Below are 20,127 nucleotides of genomic sequence, written 5' to 3'. Positions count from 1 at the left end.
TCATCATTTTGAGCAGCCTCGCTTTATTTCATTGTTTGTCTTCTATTACTCTACCCTCACCCACTTCACGGCATCCGCCACGAAACCCTCACCTATTGCTGATGGTGTTCCATCATCTATCGTCCTATCACTCAAAGTCACCTTTGCCTCTTTAGAAAAATCGAACACACCTAAAGATACCCAAGTCGCCTGTTCATGCTCACTTGGGGTGATCGTAACGTCATATTCATTTTCGCCATCGGAAACCGTGTAATAACGAACCTTCCCCGCCGTATTTTGCCCATATCCCCCCTCGAATAATTCCGCGTAGTAAAAGAAGACTTCATATTTCCCCTCTTGGGGCAAGACAATATTCCATTCCACTTTTTGCTTCCCGATTCCGGGTATCTTGTATAATGCACTTCGGATAGGAAACCCGTAAAACCTTTCGCCTATTGTCGGGCACCACGCGTCTATCCCCTTGAAATATTTATAATACTTCTCATCACTTTTCTCCTTTCGGAATAAAGAAGTAATAAAATTATCCTTTGCCTTCACGATCTTGAAACCGGGATCCTCGTTATCCACGATGATTTCATTCCCCTTCGTGAAAAACAAGGAAGTACCCACACTGAAAACCCCGGTTGTAGTGTCCACATCCTCTTCCTTCATTTCAACAATCTTCAATTCTGTTCTATCGGGAAGATTCATTGCCAAAGGCATATCCAGATAAAAACCACGAGTAGCATAGACCATATTCTTTTCAGAACGGACACAGATTTCCCGACCTTCCCGGGGAGGAATAACCCACATCTGCCCCTCATCCGACAAAACAATTCCAGCGACCTCTCCCCTGTTAAACACCTTGAATTTGTACAACCCGTACATACCGTCATCCGTTCGTTTTACTTTTACCACCCGGGCATCCTGTATCTCGAACAAAGGTAACCGGTTTGCCGTGTACCAGCCTCGAACCAACGAGTCCAACGGGTACCCGAACGTTTGGTAAAACTGTTGAAAGAACTCTTCCACGGCAACCTCTTTGAATAAATGCTTTGCCAAAAAATCAACATAAAATTGCTGGAATTGCTTCTCTCCCACCTCCATCTTGATTCTGGTGTACAATTCCTTACTTTTTCGTTCAATGATGCTAGCAAGTATTTCCGGTGATAACATTTTGTCTATCAAAGCCTCTTCCAAACTATGGCTACTCAAATATTTCATCGTCGGATAAGTTGCATAGGAACCATCCGCGAAAGCTTCCGCGATCGTGTAAAATCGAGCACGAGCCACTTGCCCCAAAACATCATGTATAATCGGACATTCCCGGGAGAAAATAAACGCGGTCTTTCCAAGGAGCTGTGGCATTATATCACAACCTCCATCTAATATTGGTTTGACATCGTTACTCAATGTAGCGGGAATCATGCTTTCACCAATGACATCTTCCTCATTTGAAGACCTTTTTAACCTTTCCTTAAAAAATCCGTCCATATAAAATCCCTTTTCCGGGAAAAATACCATTCCTCCCTGCACTCGTTCCCCCGCCAACTGCATAATCCCGGGAAAACTGTAAAAATTACAAGGAACCTCCACCAAGGTAAACCAACGGTACGGGTATTGCTGCACCGGGTCATAAACATTACTCTCGGCAAAACGTTTCGCCTTAAATTTAGCAGTTTGAATACACCCGTTCATTTCGAAATCGTTCGTTTTCAAATACCTCAATTGATCTACTAAATCTTTCTCCGGAAAATCCGTATAATTCCCCAAAAGATAATCGTGCCCGGGTAAACAATAAAGCGTCATGCAAGTAGAATCCACCATGATCTCCCGTTTCTCGTAATTTCCCAAGCACAAGCTAATTCCCGGCATATCGTGATGAAAAGTAAATATCGTTTCTCCTCCCCTCTCTTCAATCATGTTTCCCTGAGAAATAGCAACCAAGCGAGAATCATGTTCCACCTTTAACGAGTATCTCGTGAAATTCACATCCCGTACTCCCGTCGCCCCATACGGTGGCACACAAACCGGATACCAAATACATTCCGGGGTAAGTAACTTGTACTCTTTTCCACAAAAAGCAGGTGCATACCCAAAACGATATATCCCGAAGCTATTCACCGACGAGGAATAATATTTCTCCCGATCAGTATCCATGAAACATATATCGTTTTCAATCCCTCCCTCGTAACGCATAGATATCTCAACCTTTTCTCCGGGATTCAACTTTTTCTCCGGGAGAATAGCTTGACGCTCCCGCTGGAAAGCAATAGCCTCCCCGTCTATTTCAAATGATACCACCTTCAAACCCGGATTCAAATATATCACAAGCGGAATAGTCTCAAGGGAACTATTCACTACAGACATCCGACTCGTCACCGAGATACCACCCCCTAAATCTTTTGCGTATAAATCATTCCGTACAACTCTTGCAGCCGGGGTATTCCCGTATTCCTCGTACACCGCTTTATACACATTCCTGTTATCCTCAGTCCTTCCATGTCGATACACATATACAAACGCCAAACTTCCCGCAACAAGAAAAACAACACAAGCGACACTGAAATTTCTTTTAAACACATACAAGCAATTAGGTATCCTAGGGTAAGGAATAATTGATAATACCAAACAACCTAATCCTACCACCAAGATAAAGCCTCTTTGCAATAAATAATTCTCTATCCCCACGTGTCCCGTGAAATTGGAAAACATATTGGGAATATTCCGGGCAAAAGGATCAAACAAACCGTTTAGCCACCCCGCCCCCCAGTACGAGAGTATTCCCAACGCCACAAATAAAATCAACATACTCAACGCTTGCTGACGAACAAGCCGTGTCATGAGGTACGAAATCCCGAGGAAAAATATCAACGTCGGCAGATTAAGTGTCACCCAATAAAACAAATAAACAGACAAATCAAAAGACTGTGGATAGAAAGCAAAGTTTATCAAAATCGAGATCGCAAACACCAAGAAATTCACTATGGTAAAAAGAAGTAACTTCCCCAAGAAATTTCCCAATACAATCTCCTCGTTATTCAACGACCGGACATGTAACGGCTCCATACCGCTAAACTTGAATATTCTTAAATCATTGGCAACAAACCCAACCACAAGAAACAACAGGACAATATTAAAAAAATAAGCCGTCTTATAAGCTATCGACGAAGGCAAAGCCTGCGAGAGCCAATCCACGGAAAAACTAAACAAACTTTTTATTCCACCGGACAAGGGAGTAAACTGACAAATAACAATTCCGACAATAGCCAAAATGACCAAGATTCGAAAAAGGATATTCCTACGAGCACTTTTGAACCCGTATATGGCTTCGGTAAAGAGGTTACTTTTATTCATAATAGACTTCCCAATCTTTAGAACTATCTATATTCACTCAATAATTTACAACTACAACAATGTTTCCCCTAAACTTACATCGTAATAATCCAAAACTACCATAATAACTTCAAGGAGAAACATTCATTATAACGAACTAATCTATTACAGTTAAATAACAACTACTTCTAACAGTCCCAGCCGCATTTACTAATACCATCACATATTCCCCAGCATCCTCCTTACGCACATCCTTTATCGTAATTGTCACAATACTTAAAAGAATTGTGATTTGGATTTTATCGGAAGGTATAATTTCAACATCACCTTTGAAAACACGAACAATTGGAAGTGGGGATCCTCCTACCCTAGCCTCCATTGTAACATATTCACCTTCTCGTGCTGTAACATTTTCAAGAGGTTTTGCAAAAAATGGAGCAACCATTTCCTCCGCAGCCAACAACTCCGTTGCAGAACTCCTTTCACTTGTTGCTTTAACCTCTGTATTATAAGTCCCCAAAAGAACTAAAACCAATAAAAATAAAAATTTCTTCCCCATAAATTTGCATTTTAAGTTAATCATATTTTTCCAAATATAACCTACAAAATATTATTTTCAAAATATTATCATTCTTTTTTTATATTCAATACTTTATTTATCAACCTCCATTTCAATTCTCTTCAAAAATCATTATCAACACACATCATTCTACCCTCACCCACTTCACGGCATCCGCCACAAGCGTTTGCTGTATCTCGCTATCCGGAACTCTATCACTCAATGTTACTTTCGCCTTACGGGAAAAATCATACACGCCTAAAGAAACCCAACTTCCGTCATCTTCTTCCGTCAAAGTAGGAGTTACCTCGTATTCTTTTTTACCATCGAAAACCGAGTAATAACGTGAAAGTTCCTTTACCTGCGACCCCCACCCTTTCCAGTTCCACAAGTATTCCGTGTAATAAAAGAACACCTCATATTTCCCCTCTTGCGGTAAAACAACATTCCATTCCACTTTTTGTTTTCCAGAACCGGCACCATATAAGGCTGCTTTATATAACGCGCTTCGGATAGGGAAACCATAAAAACTTTTACTAATCACCGGCAACCAAGCGTCCTCAATGAAAACATTATAATACCTTTTATCATTTTCCCCTTTTTGAAATAAAGACGTGATGAAATTATCTTTCGCCTTCACGAGCCGGAAACCAGAATCCTCGTTATCAACGATAATCTCCTCCTTCTTCGTGTAAAATAAAGAAGTATCCACTTGAAAGACCCTCGTCGTGGTATCTACCTGACTCATTTCTATTTCCTTTAAGTACATTACCGACGGAATATTTTGAGCCAAAGGCATCTCCAAATAGGGGTTAGCTCCGTTATAAGGGAAACCGACATGAATCTCCATTGCCATCCGAGGCGGAATAACCCATCCTTGAGCTTTGTCCCACATGATAATCCCTGCCACGTCACCCTTGTTAAACACTTTGAATTCATACATCCTATACAACACATCGTCCATTTTCTTGACCTCAATTACCCGGGCATCGCGTACATCCAATATAGCCAATCGATTCGTGTTATAGCAATTTTCCACCAACGAATCCAAACGAAAATCAAATGTTTGAGAAAATTGCTCTAGAAAATCTTCCAACGACACCTCCTCGAAAAGATATTTCCCTAAAAAATCGACATAAAATTGTCGAAATTGTTCCTTTCCTACCTGCAACGCAATATAAGCACGCAATTCCTTACATTTTTTACGAATAATACTTTGAAGAATTTCCGGTTCCAACGTACTATCCCCCAAGGCATCCTTCAAACTAGCGTGTTCCAAATATTCAATAGCGCCATAATCAGCCATGTAATCCCTACTGTCATCCATTATCCCCTCCTCCCGAGCCATACGCATTAACACATCATGAATCAACGGGTATTCACGAGAATAAATAAACGTTGTTTTCCCCACGAGTTGGGGCTTTATATTACAACTTCCTTTCCCTATGCTCTCGCTAATCTCACTGCTTAACTTCATGCCTACCCTCGTATCCCAATCTTTTGTTTCATCTTCAAAAACCTTTCCCGGGTAATTCTTTATCGAAAACCCTTTTTCGGGCAAAAAAACCATTCCCCCCTGCACACGCTCCCCCGACAATTGCATCAAACTAGGGAAACTGTAAAAACCACAAGGCACCTCCACCAATGTCAACCAACGATAAGGATATTGTTGCGTCGGATCATAGTTCCTTTTTCTTCCAGAAAACTTCCGAGTTCTAATGCACCCGGAGAGCTCAAAAGTATTACTCTTCGCGTACGCCAATTCGTCCAACAAACATTCTTCCGAGAAATGTTCGTATTCTTCAAGAAGATAATCATGACGGGGAAAATAATAAAGAGCCATTCGAGTTGAATCCACCGTTATTTCACGCCTCTCGTAATTACCCACGCATAAGCTAATGCCCGGCATATTATGCTCGAACGCGAATATCGTCACCCCATCTTTCTCTTGAACAGTACTCCCCTGAGATATAGCCTTTAAACGGGGCTCGTGCTCTACCTGCAAAGAATAGCGGGAAAAATTCACGTCACGCAAACCGGATACCCCGTAAGGCGGTACGCAAACCGGATACCACATACACTCCGGTGTAAACAACTTGTAATCCCGCTCGCAAAAAGCAGGAACATTCCCGAAATAATATATACCATAATTATTTATCGTTTCAGAATAATATTTTTCAGGCATCACATCAAGAAAACATATATCCTTCTCGATACCCCCCTCGTACCGAAACAACACTTCCGCCATTTCCCCCGCTTCCAATTTTTTATCCGTGACAATAGCTTGTTGTTTCCTTTGGAAATCGACACGATTTCCGTCTATTTCAAGAGATAAAATCTTTAAACCTGGGTTCAAATACATGACAAGCGGTAGCGGCACCGGCGCTCTATTCTCGACAATCATCCGGCTCGTCACGGATATCCCGTTTTCTTCAAGAGCCTTCACCTGCAAATCATTCTGCACGACCTTTACCCCGGTGAATTTTTCATATTCCGAATAAATACGCTTGTATTTCTCCCGGTTATTTCCGACGCTATTATACAAAGACATATACCACAATCCCAAACACGCGGCAAATACAAAAATCACACAAACACGCCCCAACACACTCCTATACCCGAACACACGATTCGGAATCCTCGGGTAAGGAATAATTGATAGCAACAAACAACTTATCCCCGTAAAAAAGATAAAACTCCTTTGTAACAAATAGTTCCCCATGCCGACGTGTCCCGTGAAATCAGAAAACATATTGGGAATATGTCGGGCATAAGGATCAAATAAACCATTCAACCAACCCGCTCCCCAAAAAATAAGCCCCCAAAAGAACACAAATAAAATTACAAAACTTAACGCTTGCTGACGCACAACTCGAATCACGAAAAAAGACACCCCGAGAAAAAAGACCAACGCCGGCAAATTAAGGGTCAACCAATAAAAAAGATAGATGCCGAAATCAAAAGCATGCGGATAGAAAGTCGCATTAATTAAAATCGAGATTCCCAAGGTCAAAAAATTTACCAACGTGAAAAGCAACAGTTTTCCCCCAAAGTTCCCCAACACAATTTCCTCATTACTAAACGGTCTGACTCGAATCGATTCCATACCGCTAAACTTGAAAGCTCTCAAATCATTATTAACAAATGCGATTACAAGCAATAATTGTATAACATTAAAAAAATAAGCAGTCCTATAAGCCATCGACGAAGGCAAGGCTTGTGATATCCACCCCACGTAAGAATGATACTGATAATTTATCACATAATCCTCTCCAAACAACGGAATGAATTGACAAAACACACTCCCACAGACAACTAAAATAACAACAATTCGGAAAAGGGTACTTCGATACCCGTTTTTAACCCCGTATAAAGCCTCTGTAAAAATATTATTCCTGTCCATAAGCCGTCCCTCATTCCTATTATAAATAAATTTCCAAACTAACCCATTCTTCTACTATTTTCAAATAACATTCTTTCAAAGATATGGCTAAATAACCGAACATCCAACAATAATATCTTTATTTTATTAATATTTTTATTATATCATTTACTTATTTTTTACTCCTGCATACACGAAAGCAAACTATTCTGCATTCAAATATTTTCCACCCCATTCACCTTTTAGCCATACATGCCACAAAAACACAATAAGATTATTCTAAACTTACCACATATGCTTATTTCAAATCAAACTCACATTAACGATAAATTATTTCGTATATTTGCATTCAAATACCAAATTCATCGACCGATGAATTAATCGCCGACGAATTTGCATAATGATTGGCTAGAATATGAAAACATTAATTTCACGTATCGCATTACCGGTAATAATACTGTTACTTTTCGCGCAATGCGCCACCGTACCTATCACGGGGCGTCGTCAGCTTATCCTTTTCCCCGAAAACGAAATGGTATCCATGAGCCTAACCTCATACAGTAGCTTTTTAAAGGAAAACAAACTATCCACTGACGCGGTAAACAAAAAACGCATCAAAGACGTGGGGGCACGAATCTCGAAAGCGGTAGAACAATATCTTGCCGCTAACGGCATGCAGGATCAGCTCGCCAACTTTCAATGGGAATTTAACCTTGTTGCCAGCAACGAACCGAACGCGTGGTGCATGCCGGGCGGGAAAGTCGTGTTTTACGAGGGCATCCTTCCCTATTGCAAGACGGACGCGGGGATAGCGGTCGTCATGGGACACGAGATCGCTCACGCCGTGGCACATCACAGCAACGAGCGAATGAGCCAGCAAACCTTGCTACAATACGGTCAAGCTGCCGCAACGGAAATTCTCGGGCACGACCAATCCGATACACGCAAAGCATTGCTCGCTGCGGCAATCGGCATGGGCACGAATTTAGGCGTCACTCTGCCCTTCTCCCGGAAACACGAGTATGAAGCCGATCGCTTGGGCTTGATCTTCATGACCATGGCAGGCTACGATCCTAACGAGGCTGTGGCATTCTGGAGTAGAATGGCAAGCTCGGGAAGTGCCAAACAACCCGAATTTCTCTCTACCCATCCCGCTGACCAAAACCGTATCGCGAAATTGAAGGCCACGATCCCCGAGGCATTGAAATATAAACCTCAATAACCCCCGGGCTACCCGAAGGCTACCCCTTCCTGCCCCCATGGACGTAGCATGAACGTAGCACGAACGTAGCATCATCGACGGGAAGCGAATATGCTGGCAAGTTGCTACATTTATGTTGTCATCATAAGAGCGGGAAGAGGTAGGCAACCCATCACGGACATAGGAAGGAAGACAGGAAATCGGGCAATAATTCACGATTTTCTTCATTTTCAATTTTCAATTTTCAATTTTCAATTATAAAATTCATACTTTTGTTGAATCATATCAATATAGTACTTTAGAATTATGGAAAACAAGTTGACGATATACAACACGCTAAGTCGAAAGAAAGAGTTGTTTGAACCGTTGAACCCCCCGTTCGTGGGATTATATGTCTGCGGGCCTACCGTGTACGGGGACGCACATTTAGGACACGCCCGCCCGGGCATCACGTTCGACTTGTTGTTTCGTTATCTCAAATATTTAGGTTATCGGGTGAGATACGTCCGCAATATCACGGACGTGGGACACCTCGTGAATGACGAGGATGACGGAGAAGACAAGATCGCGAAGAAAGCAAAGTTGGAACAGTTGGAACCCATGGAAGTCGTGCAATTGTACACGAACCGTTATCACAAGAACATGGAACAACTGAACACGCTCCCTCCCAGTATAGAGCCTCACGCATCGGGACATATCATCGAACAGCAGGAATTAATCAAAACCCTGATCGACAAAGGATATGCCTACGAGAGCGAAGGGAATATCTATTTCGACGTGGAGCGTTACAGTAAAAAATACCACTACGGGATTCTTTCCGGACGAAAAATAGACGAGTTACTAGTAAATACAAGACAACTCAGCGGACAGGAAGAAAAACGGAACTCCGTGGATTTCGCCCTATGGAAAAAAGCGACTCCCGAACATATTATGCGCTGGCCTTCCCCGTGGGGAGTGGGCTTCCCGGGGTGGCATCTGGAATGTTCCTGCATGAGCCAGAAATACCTTGGCAACACGTTTGACATTCACGGGGGCGGTCTTGACCTGCAATTCCCTCATCACGAGTGCGAGATCGCGCAAAGCACTGCCGCGCAAGGACATCCTGCCGTGAGATACTGGATGCATAACAATATGGTAACGATCAACGGACAGAAAATGGGTAAATCACTCGGCAATTTCATTACCTTGGACCAACTCTTTGCCGGAGATAATGCCGTTTTGGAACAAGCCTACTCGCCCATGACCGTGCGTTTCTTTATCCTTCAAGCTCACTACCGTAGTCCGCTTGACTTTTCGAACGAAGCACTGAAAGCGGCAGAAAAAGGATACGAGCGCCTGATGTCCGCCATCGTGCAATTGCATAAATTGAAAGCATCAAACGAGAATACCGTGGATGTAAAAACATTACGGGACAATTGTTTCAATGCCATGAACGACGACTTGAACACGCCCATTCTAATCGCACATTTGTTCGATGGGGTACGCGTGATTAACTCTATCGCCGCCGGAAATGAAAAAATAGATGCCGAAAACCTGCAAATCTTAACGGAATTATTTGACAGCTTCGTGTTCGACATCCTCGGATTGAAGGGTGAAACGGATTCCAGCGCCAGCAATCAAGCCCTTGGCAAGGTAATCGACGCCATGATGAATGTCAGAAAGGCGGCAAGGGCAAACAAAGATTGGGCAACTTCGGATAAAATCAGGGACGAATTGAAGAATGCCGGGATTCAGATCAAGGACACGAAGGACGGTTACGAATGGGAACTAGAATAATTCAACGATGCATATTATGACTTCTTGCTACTATTACATATTATTATCCATTCTTCTGGTTGCTGCCTGTCAGGGGACAAATAAAGCCAAAAACACCGGGGACACGGCTGTTTCTTCCACCACGGAAGAAGCACGCGGCACGGGTCCGAAATACGTGAAAAGCGTACAATTTGTCTATCCCATGAAAGGTGATACCTGTCAATTTAACCAAGAGTTGAAAATAGTGTACGCCAATAACAAACGCTACAAGATCGACTCGGCACACCTTTTTTTTAACCAGAAAAAGATTGCCACGCTTGACAGTACCACGAAAGAATACATATTCAAGCTCCCGAAAGAAAAGTGCGGTACGAACACGCTGAAAGTTATCGCCTTCCACCCGGATAGCAAGCAAGGAGTCGCCACCCAGTCATTTATCGTGAAGCCGGATAAAGCACCGAAAAGACTGAATTACAAATTAGTCAAGACATACAACCACGCGACAGACGCCTCCACCCAAGGTTTGGTCTACATCGACGGAATCATGTACGAGGGAACCGGGATAAAAGGTCAGTCCACGCTACGCAAGATTGATTTGGAAAGCAACAAAACGTTAGCATCCCTGAGCTTGGATGCCCGTTATTTCGGGGAAGGAATCACCGTGTACAAGGATAAAATTTATCAACTCACGTGGACATCCAAAAAAGCGTTCGTGTACGATTTGACAACCTTCACGTTATTGACCACCTTCGACTATTCCATGCAGGAAGGTTGGGGACTTACCACCATGGGTGACAAGCTCGTCATGAGCGACGGGACACACCGTTTGTATCACCTAGACCCGGAACTGTTCACCGTGATAAAAACAGTAGAGGTTTACGATAGCAAAGGTCCGGTCACCAACCTGAATGAATTGGAATATATCAACGGTTTTATCTGGGCAAACGAATGGCTCACGGATCGCATCGTGATTATCGACCCGGAAACAGGGGAAGTAACAGAAGAACTATTGTTACCGAATATGCTGACTCCCGCGGAGAAAGCCAAGTTAGACGAAAACGACGACGTGTTGAACGGTATCGCTTACAATGAAAAGAAGGGCACGATTTACGTTACCGGAAAACACTGGCCGAAATTATTTGAGATAAAAACTTACTAATTTTAAATTTTAGATTTTAAATTGCAATCAAGAGCGTTCGCCTCGTGCAGTGGGAATCTAAAATCTAAAATCATTAAATCTAAAATTTTAAAGTTATGGTTGACGTGAAAATCGAGCCCTCTTGGAAGGAATTATTAAAAGATGAATTTGAAAAGCCTTATTTTTCAGAATTGATTCGATTCGTGAAACAAGAATATAGCACCACGAAAATATACCCTCCCGGCAAACTCATTTTTAACGCTTTCGACCACTGTCCTGCCGACCGGACAAAGGTTGTCATTCTAGGACAAGATCCTTATCATGGGCCCGGACAGGCACACGGGCTTTGTTTTTCCGTACCCGAGGGAATCGAGCAACCACCCTCTTTGCAAAATATCTTCAAAGAGATACAAAACGACTTGGGTACCCCTATTCCTACCTCGGGAAATCTGGAACGCTGGGCAGAACAAGGAGTACTCCTGCTCAACGCCACGTTGACCGTGAGGGCACATCAAGCCGGCTCGCACCAGAACAAAGGTTGGGAAACATTCACGGACGCCGTTATCAGAGTCATCGCGGAGCGCAAAGACAATCTGGTGTTTTTCCTCTGGGGCTCATACGCACAACGTAAAGGTGCTTTCATCGACACGAACCGTCATCTGGTATTAAAATCCGTCCACCCTTCCCCCTTATCGGCAAACCGGGGCGGTTGGTTCGGTAACCACCAATTCAGCCGGGCGAATGATTATTTGAAGTCACACGGGCTGCAAGAAATAGAGTGGTAAACCACTCTATTTTTTTGTCCGTGTGACTTCAACCTACGACTCTGCAACTTGTAACTTGCAGAGCCGTAGGCTCAACCCGCAACTTGAAAATTCAAAGAATTTTCAATCTCCGCAAACGTTTGAAATTTTTCTCTCATTTCCTTGTGAAAGTCTGTTTTTAATATATAACTTTGATGCACGAAATATAAACAACATATCAGCTATGGTTAATTACAAAGACTTAGGACTGGTTAATTCCAGAGAAATGTTCAAGAAAGCAATGGAAGGCAAATACGCTATCCCGGCTTTCAATTTCAATAACATGGAGCAAATGCAGGCTATCATCGGTGCTTGCGTGGAAACGAAATCACCTGTTATCTTACAAGTATCAAGCGGTGCGCGTAAATACGCCAATCAAACGCTTCTACGCTACATGGCACAAGGAGCGGTAGAATACGCTAAAGAATTAGGATGTAATATCCCCATCTGTCTTCACCTTGACCATGGCGATACATACGAATTGTGCGTTTCCTGTATCGAGATGGGTTTCTCGTCCGTGATGATTGACGGTTCAGCCCTCCCGTATGAAGAAAACGTGGCACTCACCAAAAAAGTAGTAGAGTACGCTCATAAATATGACGTTACCGTGGAAGGAGAGCTCGGGGTATTGGCAGGAATCGAGGACGACGTAGTTGCCGCCGCGAGCGTGTACACCAGCCCGGACTTAGTGGAAGATTTCGTGAAGAAAACGGGTGTTGACTCGTTAGCTATTTCCATCGGTACCTCTCACGGGGCGAATAAATTCAAACCGGAACAATGTACCCGTAACGCTGACGGGGTATTAATCCCGCCTCCATTACGTTTTGACATACTGGAAGAAATCGAAAGAAGAATCCCCGGATTCCCCATCGTTCTTCACGGTTCATCATCCGTTCCGCAAGATCAAGTTGCCAAGATCAACAAATACGGCGGTGCGTTGAAAGACGCGGTAGGTATCCCGGAAGAACAATTACGTAAAGCAGCCACTTCCGCTGTCTGCAAAATCAATATCGACTCGGATGGTCGTCTTGCCATGACCGCAGCCGTTCGCGAAGTGTTCGCCAACAAACCGGCAGAGTTCGACCCCCGCAAGTATTTAGGACCGGCAAGAGATGCTTTAAAAGAATTATACAAGCACAAAACCATTAACGTTTTGGGAAGTGCCAACAGGGTAGAATAAAAAAAGGGGCTCAATGAGCCCCTTTTCTATGAAAAAAACACTACCTTTGCGCCCTATTTGGATTTAATACCATAGGAGCAAAATGCAGAAAATTAGAAACATCGCGATTATCGCACACGTTGACCACGGAAAAACAACTTTGGTTGACAAGATGATCTTTCAAGGAAACCTTTTCAGAGAAAAAGAAAACACGGGAGATTTAATCCTTGACAACAATGACTTAGAAAGAGAGAGAGGAATTACCATTCTGGCAAAGAACGTTTCAGTTCATTACAAAGATTACAAGATAAATATTATTGATACCCCCGGACATGCCGACTTTGGTGGAGAAGTGGAGCGGGTATTAAATATGGCTGACGGAGTTTTATTGTTAGTTGATGCTTTCGAGGGAACGATGCCGCAAACACGCTTCGTGCTTCAAAAAGCTCTCGCGTTAGGTAAAAAACCTATTGTAGTTGTAAACAAAGTTGACAAAACAAATTGCCGCCCGGACTTCGTGTACGAGCAAGTGTTCGACTTGATGTTCTCGTTGGATGCCACCGAAGAACAATTGGATTTCACGGTTGTTTACGGTAGCGCGAAACAAGGTTGGATGTCCACGGATTGGCGCAAACCGACAACAGACATTACTTCATTGCTGGACGCTATCATCAAAGATATTCCCGCCCCGAAAGTACAGGAAGGGACACCCCAAATGTTAATCACTTCTTTGGAGTATTCTTCATACGTGGGACGGATTGCCATCGGTAAATTAACCCGGGGCACGTTGAAATCCGGTATGCCCGTCACGCTTTGCAAAAGAGACGGCGTCACCAAAATAAAAACCCGTATTAAAGATCTGATGACCTTCGAAGGGATGGGCAAACAGAAAGTGGAAGAAGTTGAATGTGGAGAAATTTGTGCACTCGTGGGAATCGAAGGCTTTGAGATCGGGGACACCATCGCGGACTTCGAGAACCCGGAAGCTCTTGCACCCATCGCCATTGACGAACCGACCATGAGTATGTTGTTCACGATCAATGACTCGCCATTCTTCGGACGGGACGGAAAATTCGTGACTTCCCGCCATATCAAAGACCGTTTAGACCGGGAATTGGAAAAAAACCTTGCTTTACGAATTGAGCCGGGGCAATCAGCCGATTCATTTATTGTATTCGGGCGAGGCGTCCTTCATTTGAGCGTATTGATCGAAACCATGCGCCGCGAAGGTTATGAATTACAAGTCGGACAACCGAAAGTAATCATCAAGGAAATCAACGGCGTGAAATGTGAACCCGTGGAAGAATTAACCATCGACCTCCCGGAAGAGGTTTCCGGTAAAGCCATCGAGATGGTCAACCGCCGCAAAGGAACCATGACAAACATGGAACACCGTGACGAACGGGTACACCTGACTTTTGATATCCCTTCCAGAGGCATCATCGGTTTAAGAAGTAACTTGCTGACCGCTACCGCGGGAGAAGCTGTCATGGCACATCGTCTGAAAGGTTTCGAGCCCTACGCCGGAGATATCGAGATGCGCATCAACGGGTCGCTGATTGCCATGGAAACAGGAGATTCATTTGCCTACGCGATCAACAAATTGCAGGATAGAGGTAAATTCTTCATTACCCCGGGCGACGAAGTATATGCCGGACAAGTAATCGGCGAAAGTTCACGTCAAGACGATATTGTTATCAACGTCTGCAAATCCAAGAAATTAACGAATATGCGTGCCAGCGGTTCGGACGAGAAAACGAACATCGCTCCCCCGATATTATTCAGCTTGGAAGAAGCACTGGAATATATCAAAGAAGACGAATACGTGGAAGTCACCCCTAAAGCCATGCGCCTTCGCAAGATTTACCTGGACGAAAACGAACGTAAAAGAAGAAGTAAAACGATAGAATAGTTCATAAGGTTCATAAGGTTTATAAAGTATATAAGTTTTTTCAGTAAGATGCTTGTGGCGGTAAAGACTTTATGAACTTTATAAACCTTATAACTTAACAAACCCACATATGTTGACAAACATCCGTCTGCAATGCCAACAATTGACAAATTCACGATTCGAAACACCGAAAGAACTCGTGACATGGATGGGTGCGATACAAGCTCAAAACTACCCGATGGTAAAATGGGCTATCGGAATAAGACTAAAATCAGGTTCTTTATCTGTCGTTGAAGAGGCTCTACAAAAAGGAGAAATCATCCGTACCCATGTCATGCGTCCCACGTGGCACATTGTCGCGGCAGAAGATTTACGCTGGATGCTGAAACTATGCAAACAACGTAATATAGCAGCATTCAAGTCATGGTGCAGCCAAATAAATATCGGCGAGAAAGAATATCAAAAATGTAAACAGGACATAGAGAAAATTCTTGAAGGCAAGAGCCTAACCAAGGAAGAACTGGAGAAAACTCTTGTGCAAATGAGCCATAGCGGTAATCCCATATTCTTGAAATATTGTTTGAACCGCTCTGAATCGGAAGGTATCATTTGCAGCGGTGTTGATAGGAAACAAAAACCGACTTACGCTCTCTTGGAAGAACGTATTCCCCCCGTAAAAGAGCTACACAAAGAAGAAGCTCTGGCTAAATTAGCTACCTATTATTTCAGAAGCCATTCTCCTGCCAGCCTAGAAGATTTCACTTGGTGGTCCGGTTTGCTCATCTCGGAAGCCAAACAAGCGATAGAAACCATCAAATCGGAGTTGCACGTGGAAAAATACGGCTCTTTCGAGTTACACGTGCATGAATCCTGCTCTAACGCACCTTCCATGCGACCACAACTTCATCTCTTGCCTTCCTATGACGAATACCTCATCAGCTATAAAGAGCGAGGCACAGTGATAGACCCCGTTCACCACCCGAAAGCATTCTCTAACAATGGCATATTCTATCCCGTCATCTTGTATAACGGCAGAATTGTCGGGAATTGGAAAAAGATTGCTCAAAGAAGCCAGATAAAAATAGAAACCACTTTCTTTGAACGTCAACCGAAAATCGAAAAAGCATTGCTTGAGGATGCAATTGAAAGATACCGGGAATTCTACAACACACGGGAATAAGTGCAATTTCACGTGATTGATATCTAAAATTAATTTCATACCTTTACAGAAATATAATTACGTACTAAACCACAAGGCCATGAAAACAGAAAAGGAATCTTCCGATAATGACATCATTGCTTCCACGGAAAAGAAGCTGCGGAATGTACGCACGTGTCTGTATATATTAATCTTGGCCGCAATCGCTAAATTTGCCATGACGGACTTCTACGAGTCCAGTTTCCGCACGTGGCTCAACGTCGCAATACTATTTCTAATCGTTTTCCTTGTACTTGCCGTCGAGAAAGGATTGCGCAAAAAACTCCGTGCAGAAAAAAAGAAAGCAGAGAACAGTGCATACGAACACTCCTCTCTATAATCTCGGCACGGTAAACCAGAACGTGGAACCTCGTCCCTCTTCCGATTTTACACCAATCTGCCCTTTCCATTTCTCCACGATAGTGGAACATATTGAAAGTCCCAGTCCCGTACCTTGTTTGAAAGAATCCAATTTCACGAAACGCTGAAAGATAGACTCCTGTTTCTCCCGCGGTATTCCGGTACCTGTATCCTCGACAAAGAAATACACGTCATTCTCACGGACTTCATACCCGAAATAAATATGTCCTTTCGCGGTAAATTTCAAGGCATTATTCAAATAATTACATATCACTTGACTCAACCGGTTTTTATCGACAAACAAAAACTGCAATCCGGTATGTTTACTCACAAACTCAACATTCACATTTTCCCTGACTTTCATCTTATACAATGCCTCGATGCCCGACAAAAGTAACTCCAAATCCACTTTCTCCGGGACAAAATCCAACACTCCGGCTTCAATTTTCGACAGATCGAGAATATCGTTTATCAACTGCAACAATAAATCCGTGTTCGTCCGTATCAACTTGATATACTCGTCCCTCTCCTCTTTTTCCACCTCCTCGTCCGTGGTAAGCAACTCGGAAAAACCGACGATAGCATTCAAGGGAGTTCGTATCTCGTGCGACATATTGGCAATAAAAGCAGATTTCAAACGGTCGGACTCTTCGGCCTTCGCCCTCGCCTCCACCAGTACCGTGTTATCAATCCAAACCATCATATACCCGAGAGTATTATCAACCTCATCTTTCAGTTCTTTCACGTGAACCGTGAAATAACAGGAAGAAACCCGACGGGAATAAATCCCGTACGCCTCTTTCCATGCCTTGGGAGAGAACACGTAATCCATTACCAGTTGTCCCGTTCCGTCCAGCACTTTCCAACGCTCATCGGAAAGGAAACGAAGAGAATAGAGAGATAGTCCCAACAAGTCTTTTTTGTTCATGATTCCCGTCGCCTCGAGGAAACACTCGTTCACTTCCTGCAAAACCCCTTTAGCGTCAAAAAGGCATATCGCCAAGGATGTATTGCGATAAAGATAACCGAAACGCAATTCACTCTCTTTTTGAAGTATTTCCGAACGATAGTGGGACATGCCAATGCATAAAACATGCGACAACGTGCTGAGATACAATTTATCCTGTTCCGTCCACACCTTCTTTTCCCGCACGAAATCGACACCCACGAATCCCCATGTACGATTGTTCGAATGTAAAGGAGCCACGAGAATAGACTGAATACCCTGATTCGCCAGTATCTGCCACTCCTCCTCCGGTATGCTTCCGCGGGTAGCCTCTAAATCATCCACGGCAAGCAACTCATTCTGCCATACCATGGAATAAAAATTTCCCGAGTTTGCCAAAAGTATATGTTGCAAGTATTCTTTTTGAGGTTCAATACCTTCCGCCACAATCTCGTACGTGTTGTCACAATATTGCCCGGAACGGTCCAGTTCGAATATATACGCCCGGTCGGCATTATATTCCTCCAACATCCGCAACAACATTTGATTCACCGCTTCAGCTTCGGTTTTCTCCTGTAAAAAAGTTTCCAGCGTCTCCGAAACATGAAGCTGGTTCTCCAAAGAACTCTTCAAACTCTCGCTTAACTTCCGTTGCCACTTCAAATAGTTCTTTGTCCGGTAAAAATAGAAACCGATCATTACCGCCAAGACAAAAACCAACGAACCGATCAACGCATTTAGCAGTACTCTCCTGTTCTCTTCCCAGAAAGAAAGAGGAACGTTGAAATAAGTTACCGGTTCTCCCACGACTGCCGGATCCAAGTTATACTTCACGACCAAACTCTTGTTCAGATGCGCCCCGAAATCATCACTGGCATTGTGTAACGGTATATCTTCCGGCTCAGCCCCATGCAACAGTTCGACGGCAATTCCGGCTAACCGTTGCCCGTAATTCATGGACGAATAATAATAACCACCTATAAAATCGTCGCCTTTCCCGCCCCAATCGGAAAGAGAAAACACAGGCTGCCCCACCAGCGCGAGAATGTTGTCGTTCATTCTCTCGAAATCATTCGTCTGTCCGGTAACATCCTGCAACCATGACGCGTACACGATACCCGTGTGTTCCGGTAATTGCCGTAAACGCCGCAACAAAGAATCCGTCGTGAGGAAACGACCGTCCAACGGTATATAATTCAATTCCGGATGCTCTCCCGGGATAAACTTCTGGGCAAGTAAAGAGGCAAATATCCCGTAAAAACAATTATCCCCGATAAGGGCAACATTCTTCGTATCCGGGAACAATCGTTTCATCATATGTATCGTCTTATTCACCCCCACGCGCTCCGTCAATCCTGTCGCGTTATACCGCTTGCACAAATCGGCCGTTGCCACGAAATCATTTGCGGACAAATGTTGTTTGTCACAGTAACGGTCAAAATCCATTCCCCAATCCTTGACCCCGCCAAGCAGTACTTTTACATCCCCCCATTCCCCGGAATAGGCTTTCCGGTAAGCCATCCAAGCCCCGTCGGCTATCAGTACGACAATTTTAGGAGGACGGGAAGCATGATTCCGAATAATCATCCTCATCCTCTCCAACCATATTTCAGAGGAAGAAAACCTGTCGCAATTCAGATACTCGCTATACACTTTAACCCTTCCTTCCACTCTTCCCACCTCGTCACGAAAAGTATTCTCTATCATCTTCGGCCAAGGATAGCGACTACTATACGAACTAATCAATAGAATATATTCATCCTCTTTTTCTTTCTGTTCACCAAAAAGATTCACCGTGAATAACAGGCATAAAACAATAACAATATTTCTCATATTGTAATCCTGATTTGAGATCCGTAATCCACATCGTCCGTGAAAGCTTGATTAAAATTATACTTCCCGGCATAAATCAATGCCGCCCGGATTGTTCCCCCGTGAGTGAACACGCAGACACTCCGGCTTTTCGTTTCTTTCAAATCATCCATGAAACTTGAAACCCGGTTGTATTGTTGTAAAAAACTTTCAGCCCCTCCCGCCGGCATACTTAACCAATCGTCATACCACTCCTGCAACCGGGGATCCTGAATCTCGTCCCAACGCTGTCCTTCCCAACTCCCGAAATTCAATTCTCTCAATCGCTCGTCCAACAGCATATTCTCGTACCCGCAATAAAGAGCCAGTTTACGACACCTTTGCAAAGGACTCGAATAAATAGCGTCAAACTCATGCTTTAATAATGCCTGCCGTACACGCTCCGCCTCTTCTTCAAACGAAGAAGCCACATCCACATCCGTATTCCCGTAACACATGCCCGGCACGACATTCACTTTCGTATGTCTTACCAAAATTACTTCCATAATACAATCTTTCACTTTGTAAAAATCGTCTTTTTTTTCCTATCCTGCTAGAATTTTGCCAAT

13 protein-coding genes are annotated in these 20,127 nt (G+C 43.5%); 8 read left to right on the top strand and 5 right to left on the bottom strand.

All coding sequences use genetic code 11. The features are described from left to right. Positions 1-45: 45 nt before the first annotated feature. The 3 genes from L0M98_RS10380 to L0M98_RS10370 form a co-directional block, all read right to left on the bottom strand. On the bottom strand, positions 46-3,336 hold the full coding sequence (locus L0M98_RS10380; protein ID WP_227215674.1) for a golvesin C-terminal-like domain-containing protein: 3,291 nt from the start codon (positions 3,334-3,336) through the stop codon (positions 46-48). 136 nt (positions 3,337-3,472) lie between these two features. Beyond that, entirely contained in the window at positions 3,473-3,874 is a 402-nt protein-coding gene (locus L0M98_RS10375; protein ID WP_227215675.1) for an immunoglobulin domain-containing protein, read from the bottom strand. Between the two features lie 145 nt (positions 3,875-4,019). Further along, complete coding sequence (locus L0M98_RS10370; RefSeq protein ID WP_227215676.1) at positions 4,020-6,980, bottom strand: golvesin C-terminal-like domain-containing protein; 2,961 nt, start codon at positions 6,978-6,980, stop codon at positions 4,020-4,022. Between the two features lie 691 nt (positions 6,981-7,671). Here L0M98_RS10370 and L0M98_RS10365 point away from each other — a divergent pair. The 8 genes from L0M98_RS10365 to L0M98_RS10330 all read left to right on the top strand — a co-directional run bounded on the left by L0M98_RS10365 (position 7,672) and on the right by L0M98_RS10330 (position 16,741). Beyond that, complete coding sequence (locus tag L0M98_RS10365) at positions 7,672-8,478, top strand: M48 family metallopeptidase (protein WP_227215677.1); 807 nt, start codon at positions 7,672-7,674, stop codon at positions 8,476-8,478. Between the two features lie 285 nt (positions 8,479-8,763). Next, complete coding sequence (cysS, locus tag L0M98_RS10360) at positions 8,764-10,233, top strand: cysteine--tRNA ligase (protein ID WP_227215678.1); 1,470 nt, start codon at positions 8,764-8,766, stop codon at positions 10,231-10,233. Positions 10,234-10,249: 16 nt separating this feature from the next. After that, positions 10,250-11,371 (top strand): glutaminyl-peptide cyclotransferase, encoded by a 1,122-nt coding sequence (locus tag L0M98_RS10355; protein ID WP_227215679.1) that lies wholly within the window; start codon positions 10,250-10,252, stop codon positions 11,369-11,371. Positions 11,372-11,466: 95 nt separating this feature from the next. Beyond that, positions 11,467-12,135, top strand: a complete 669-nt coding sequence (gene ung / locus L0M98_RS10350; RefSeq protein ID WP_099290853.1) for a uracil-DNA glycosylase — start codon at positions 11,467-11,469, stop codon at positions 12,133-12,135. A 202-nt stretch (positions 12,136-12,337) separates the two neighbouring features. Next, positions 12,338-13,333: a class II fructose-bisphosphate aldolase gene (locus L0M98_RS10345; protein ID WP_227215680.1), complete on the top strand. Its 996-nt coding sequence runs from the start codon at positions 12,338-12,340 to the stop codon at positions 13,331-13,333. Positions 13,334-13,415: 82 nt separating this feature from the next. Further along, positions 13,416-15,224 carry a translational GTPase TypA gene (gene typA / locus L0M98_RS10340; RefSeq protein ID WP_186974516.1) on the top strand — a complete coding sequence of 603 codons (1,809 nt, stop codon included), beginning with the start codon at positions 13,416-13,418 and terminating at the stop codon, positions 15,222-15,224. Between the two features lie 109 nt (positions 15,225-15,333). After that, positions 15,334-16,383 carry a winged helix DNA-binding domain-containing protein gene (locus L0M98_RS10335; protein WP_227215681.1) on the top strand — a complete coding sequence of 350 codons (1,050 nt, stop codon included), beginning with the start codon at positions 15,334-15,336 and terminating at the stop codon, positions 16,381-16,383. Positions 16,384-16,462: 79 nt separating this feature from the next. Continuing rightward, positions 16,463-16,741, top strand: coding sequence for a hypothetical protein (locus tag L0M98_RS10330; RefSeq protein ID WP_227215682.1), 279 nt, complete (start codon positions 16,463-16,465; stop codon positions 16,739-16,741). On the opposite strand, the gene L0M98_RS10325 is transcribed toward L0M98_RS10330, so the two are convergent. Both L0M98_RS10325 and cobC read right to left on the bottom strand, forming a co-directional pair. Continuing rightward, on the bottom strand, positions 16,736-19,540 hold the full coding sequence (locus L0M98_RS10325; RefSeq protein ID WP_227215683.1) for a GAF domain-containing sensor histidine kinase: 2,805 nt from the start codon (positions 19,538-19,540) through the stop codon (positions 16,736-16,738). The genes L0M98_RS10330 and L0M98_RS10325 overlap by 6 nt on opposite strands. After that, positions 19,537-20,064: an alpha-ribazole phosphatase gene (gene cobC / locus L0M98_RS10320; protein WP_227215684.1), complete on the bottom strand. Its 528-nt coding sequence runs from the start codon at positions 20,062-20,064 to the stop codon at positions 19,537-19,539. Before cobC ends, L0M98_RS10325 begins: the two co-directional genes overlap by 4 nt. Positions 20,065-20,127: the final 63 nt, after the last annotated feature.

The organism is Butyricimonas sp. DFI.6.44, assembly GCF_022132345.1.
In the GTDB taxonomy this organism is placed as follows: Bacteria; Bacteroidota; Bacteroidia; order Bacteroidales; family Marinifilaceae; genus Butyricimonas; species Butyricimonas muris.
The sequence above is the reverse complement of the archived record's forward strand: the minus strand, read 5'-3'. Positions and strand labels throughout refer to the sequence as shown.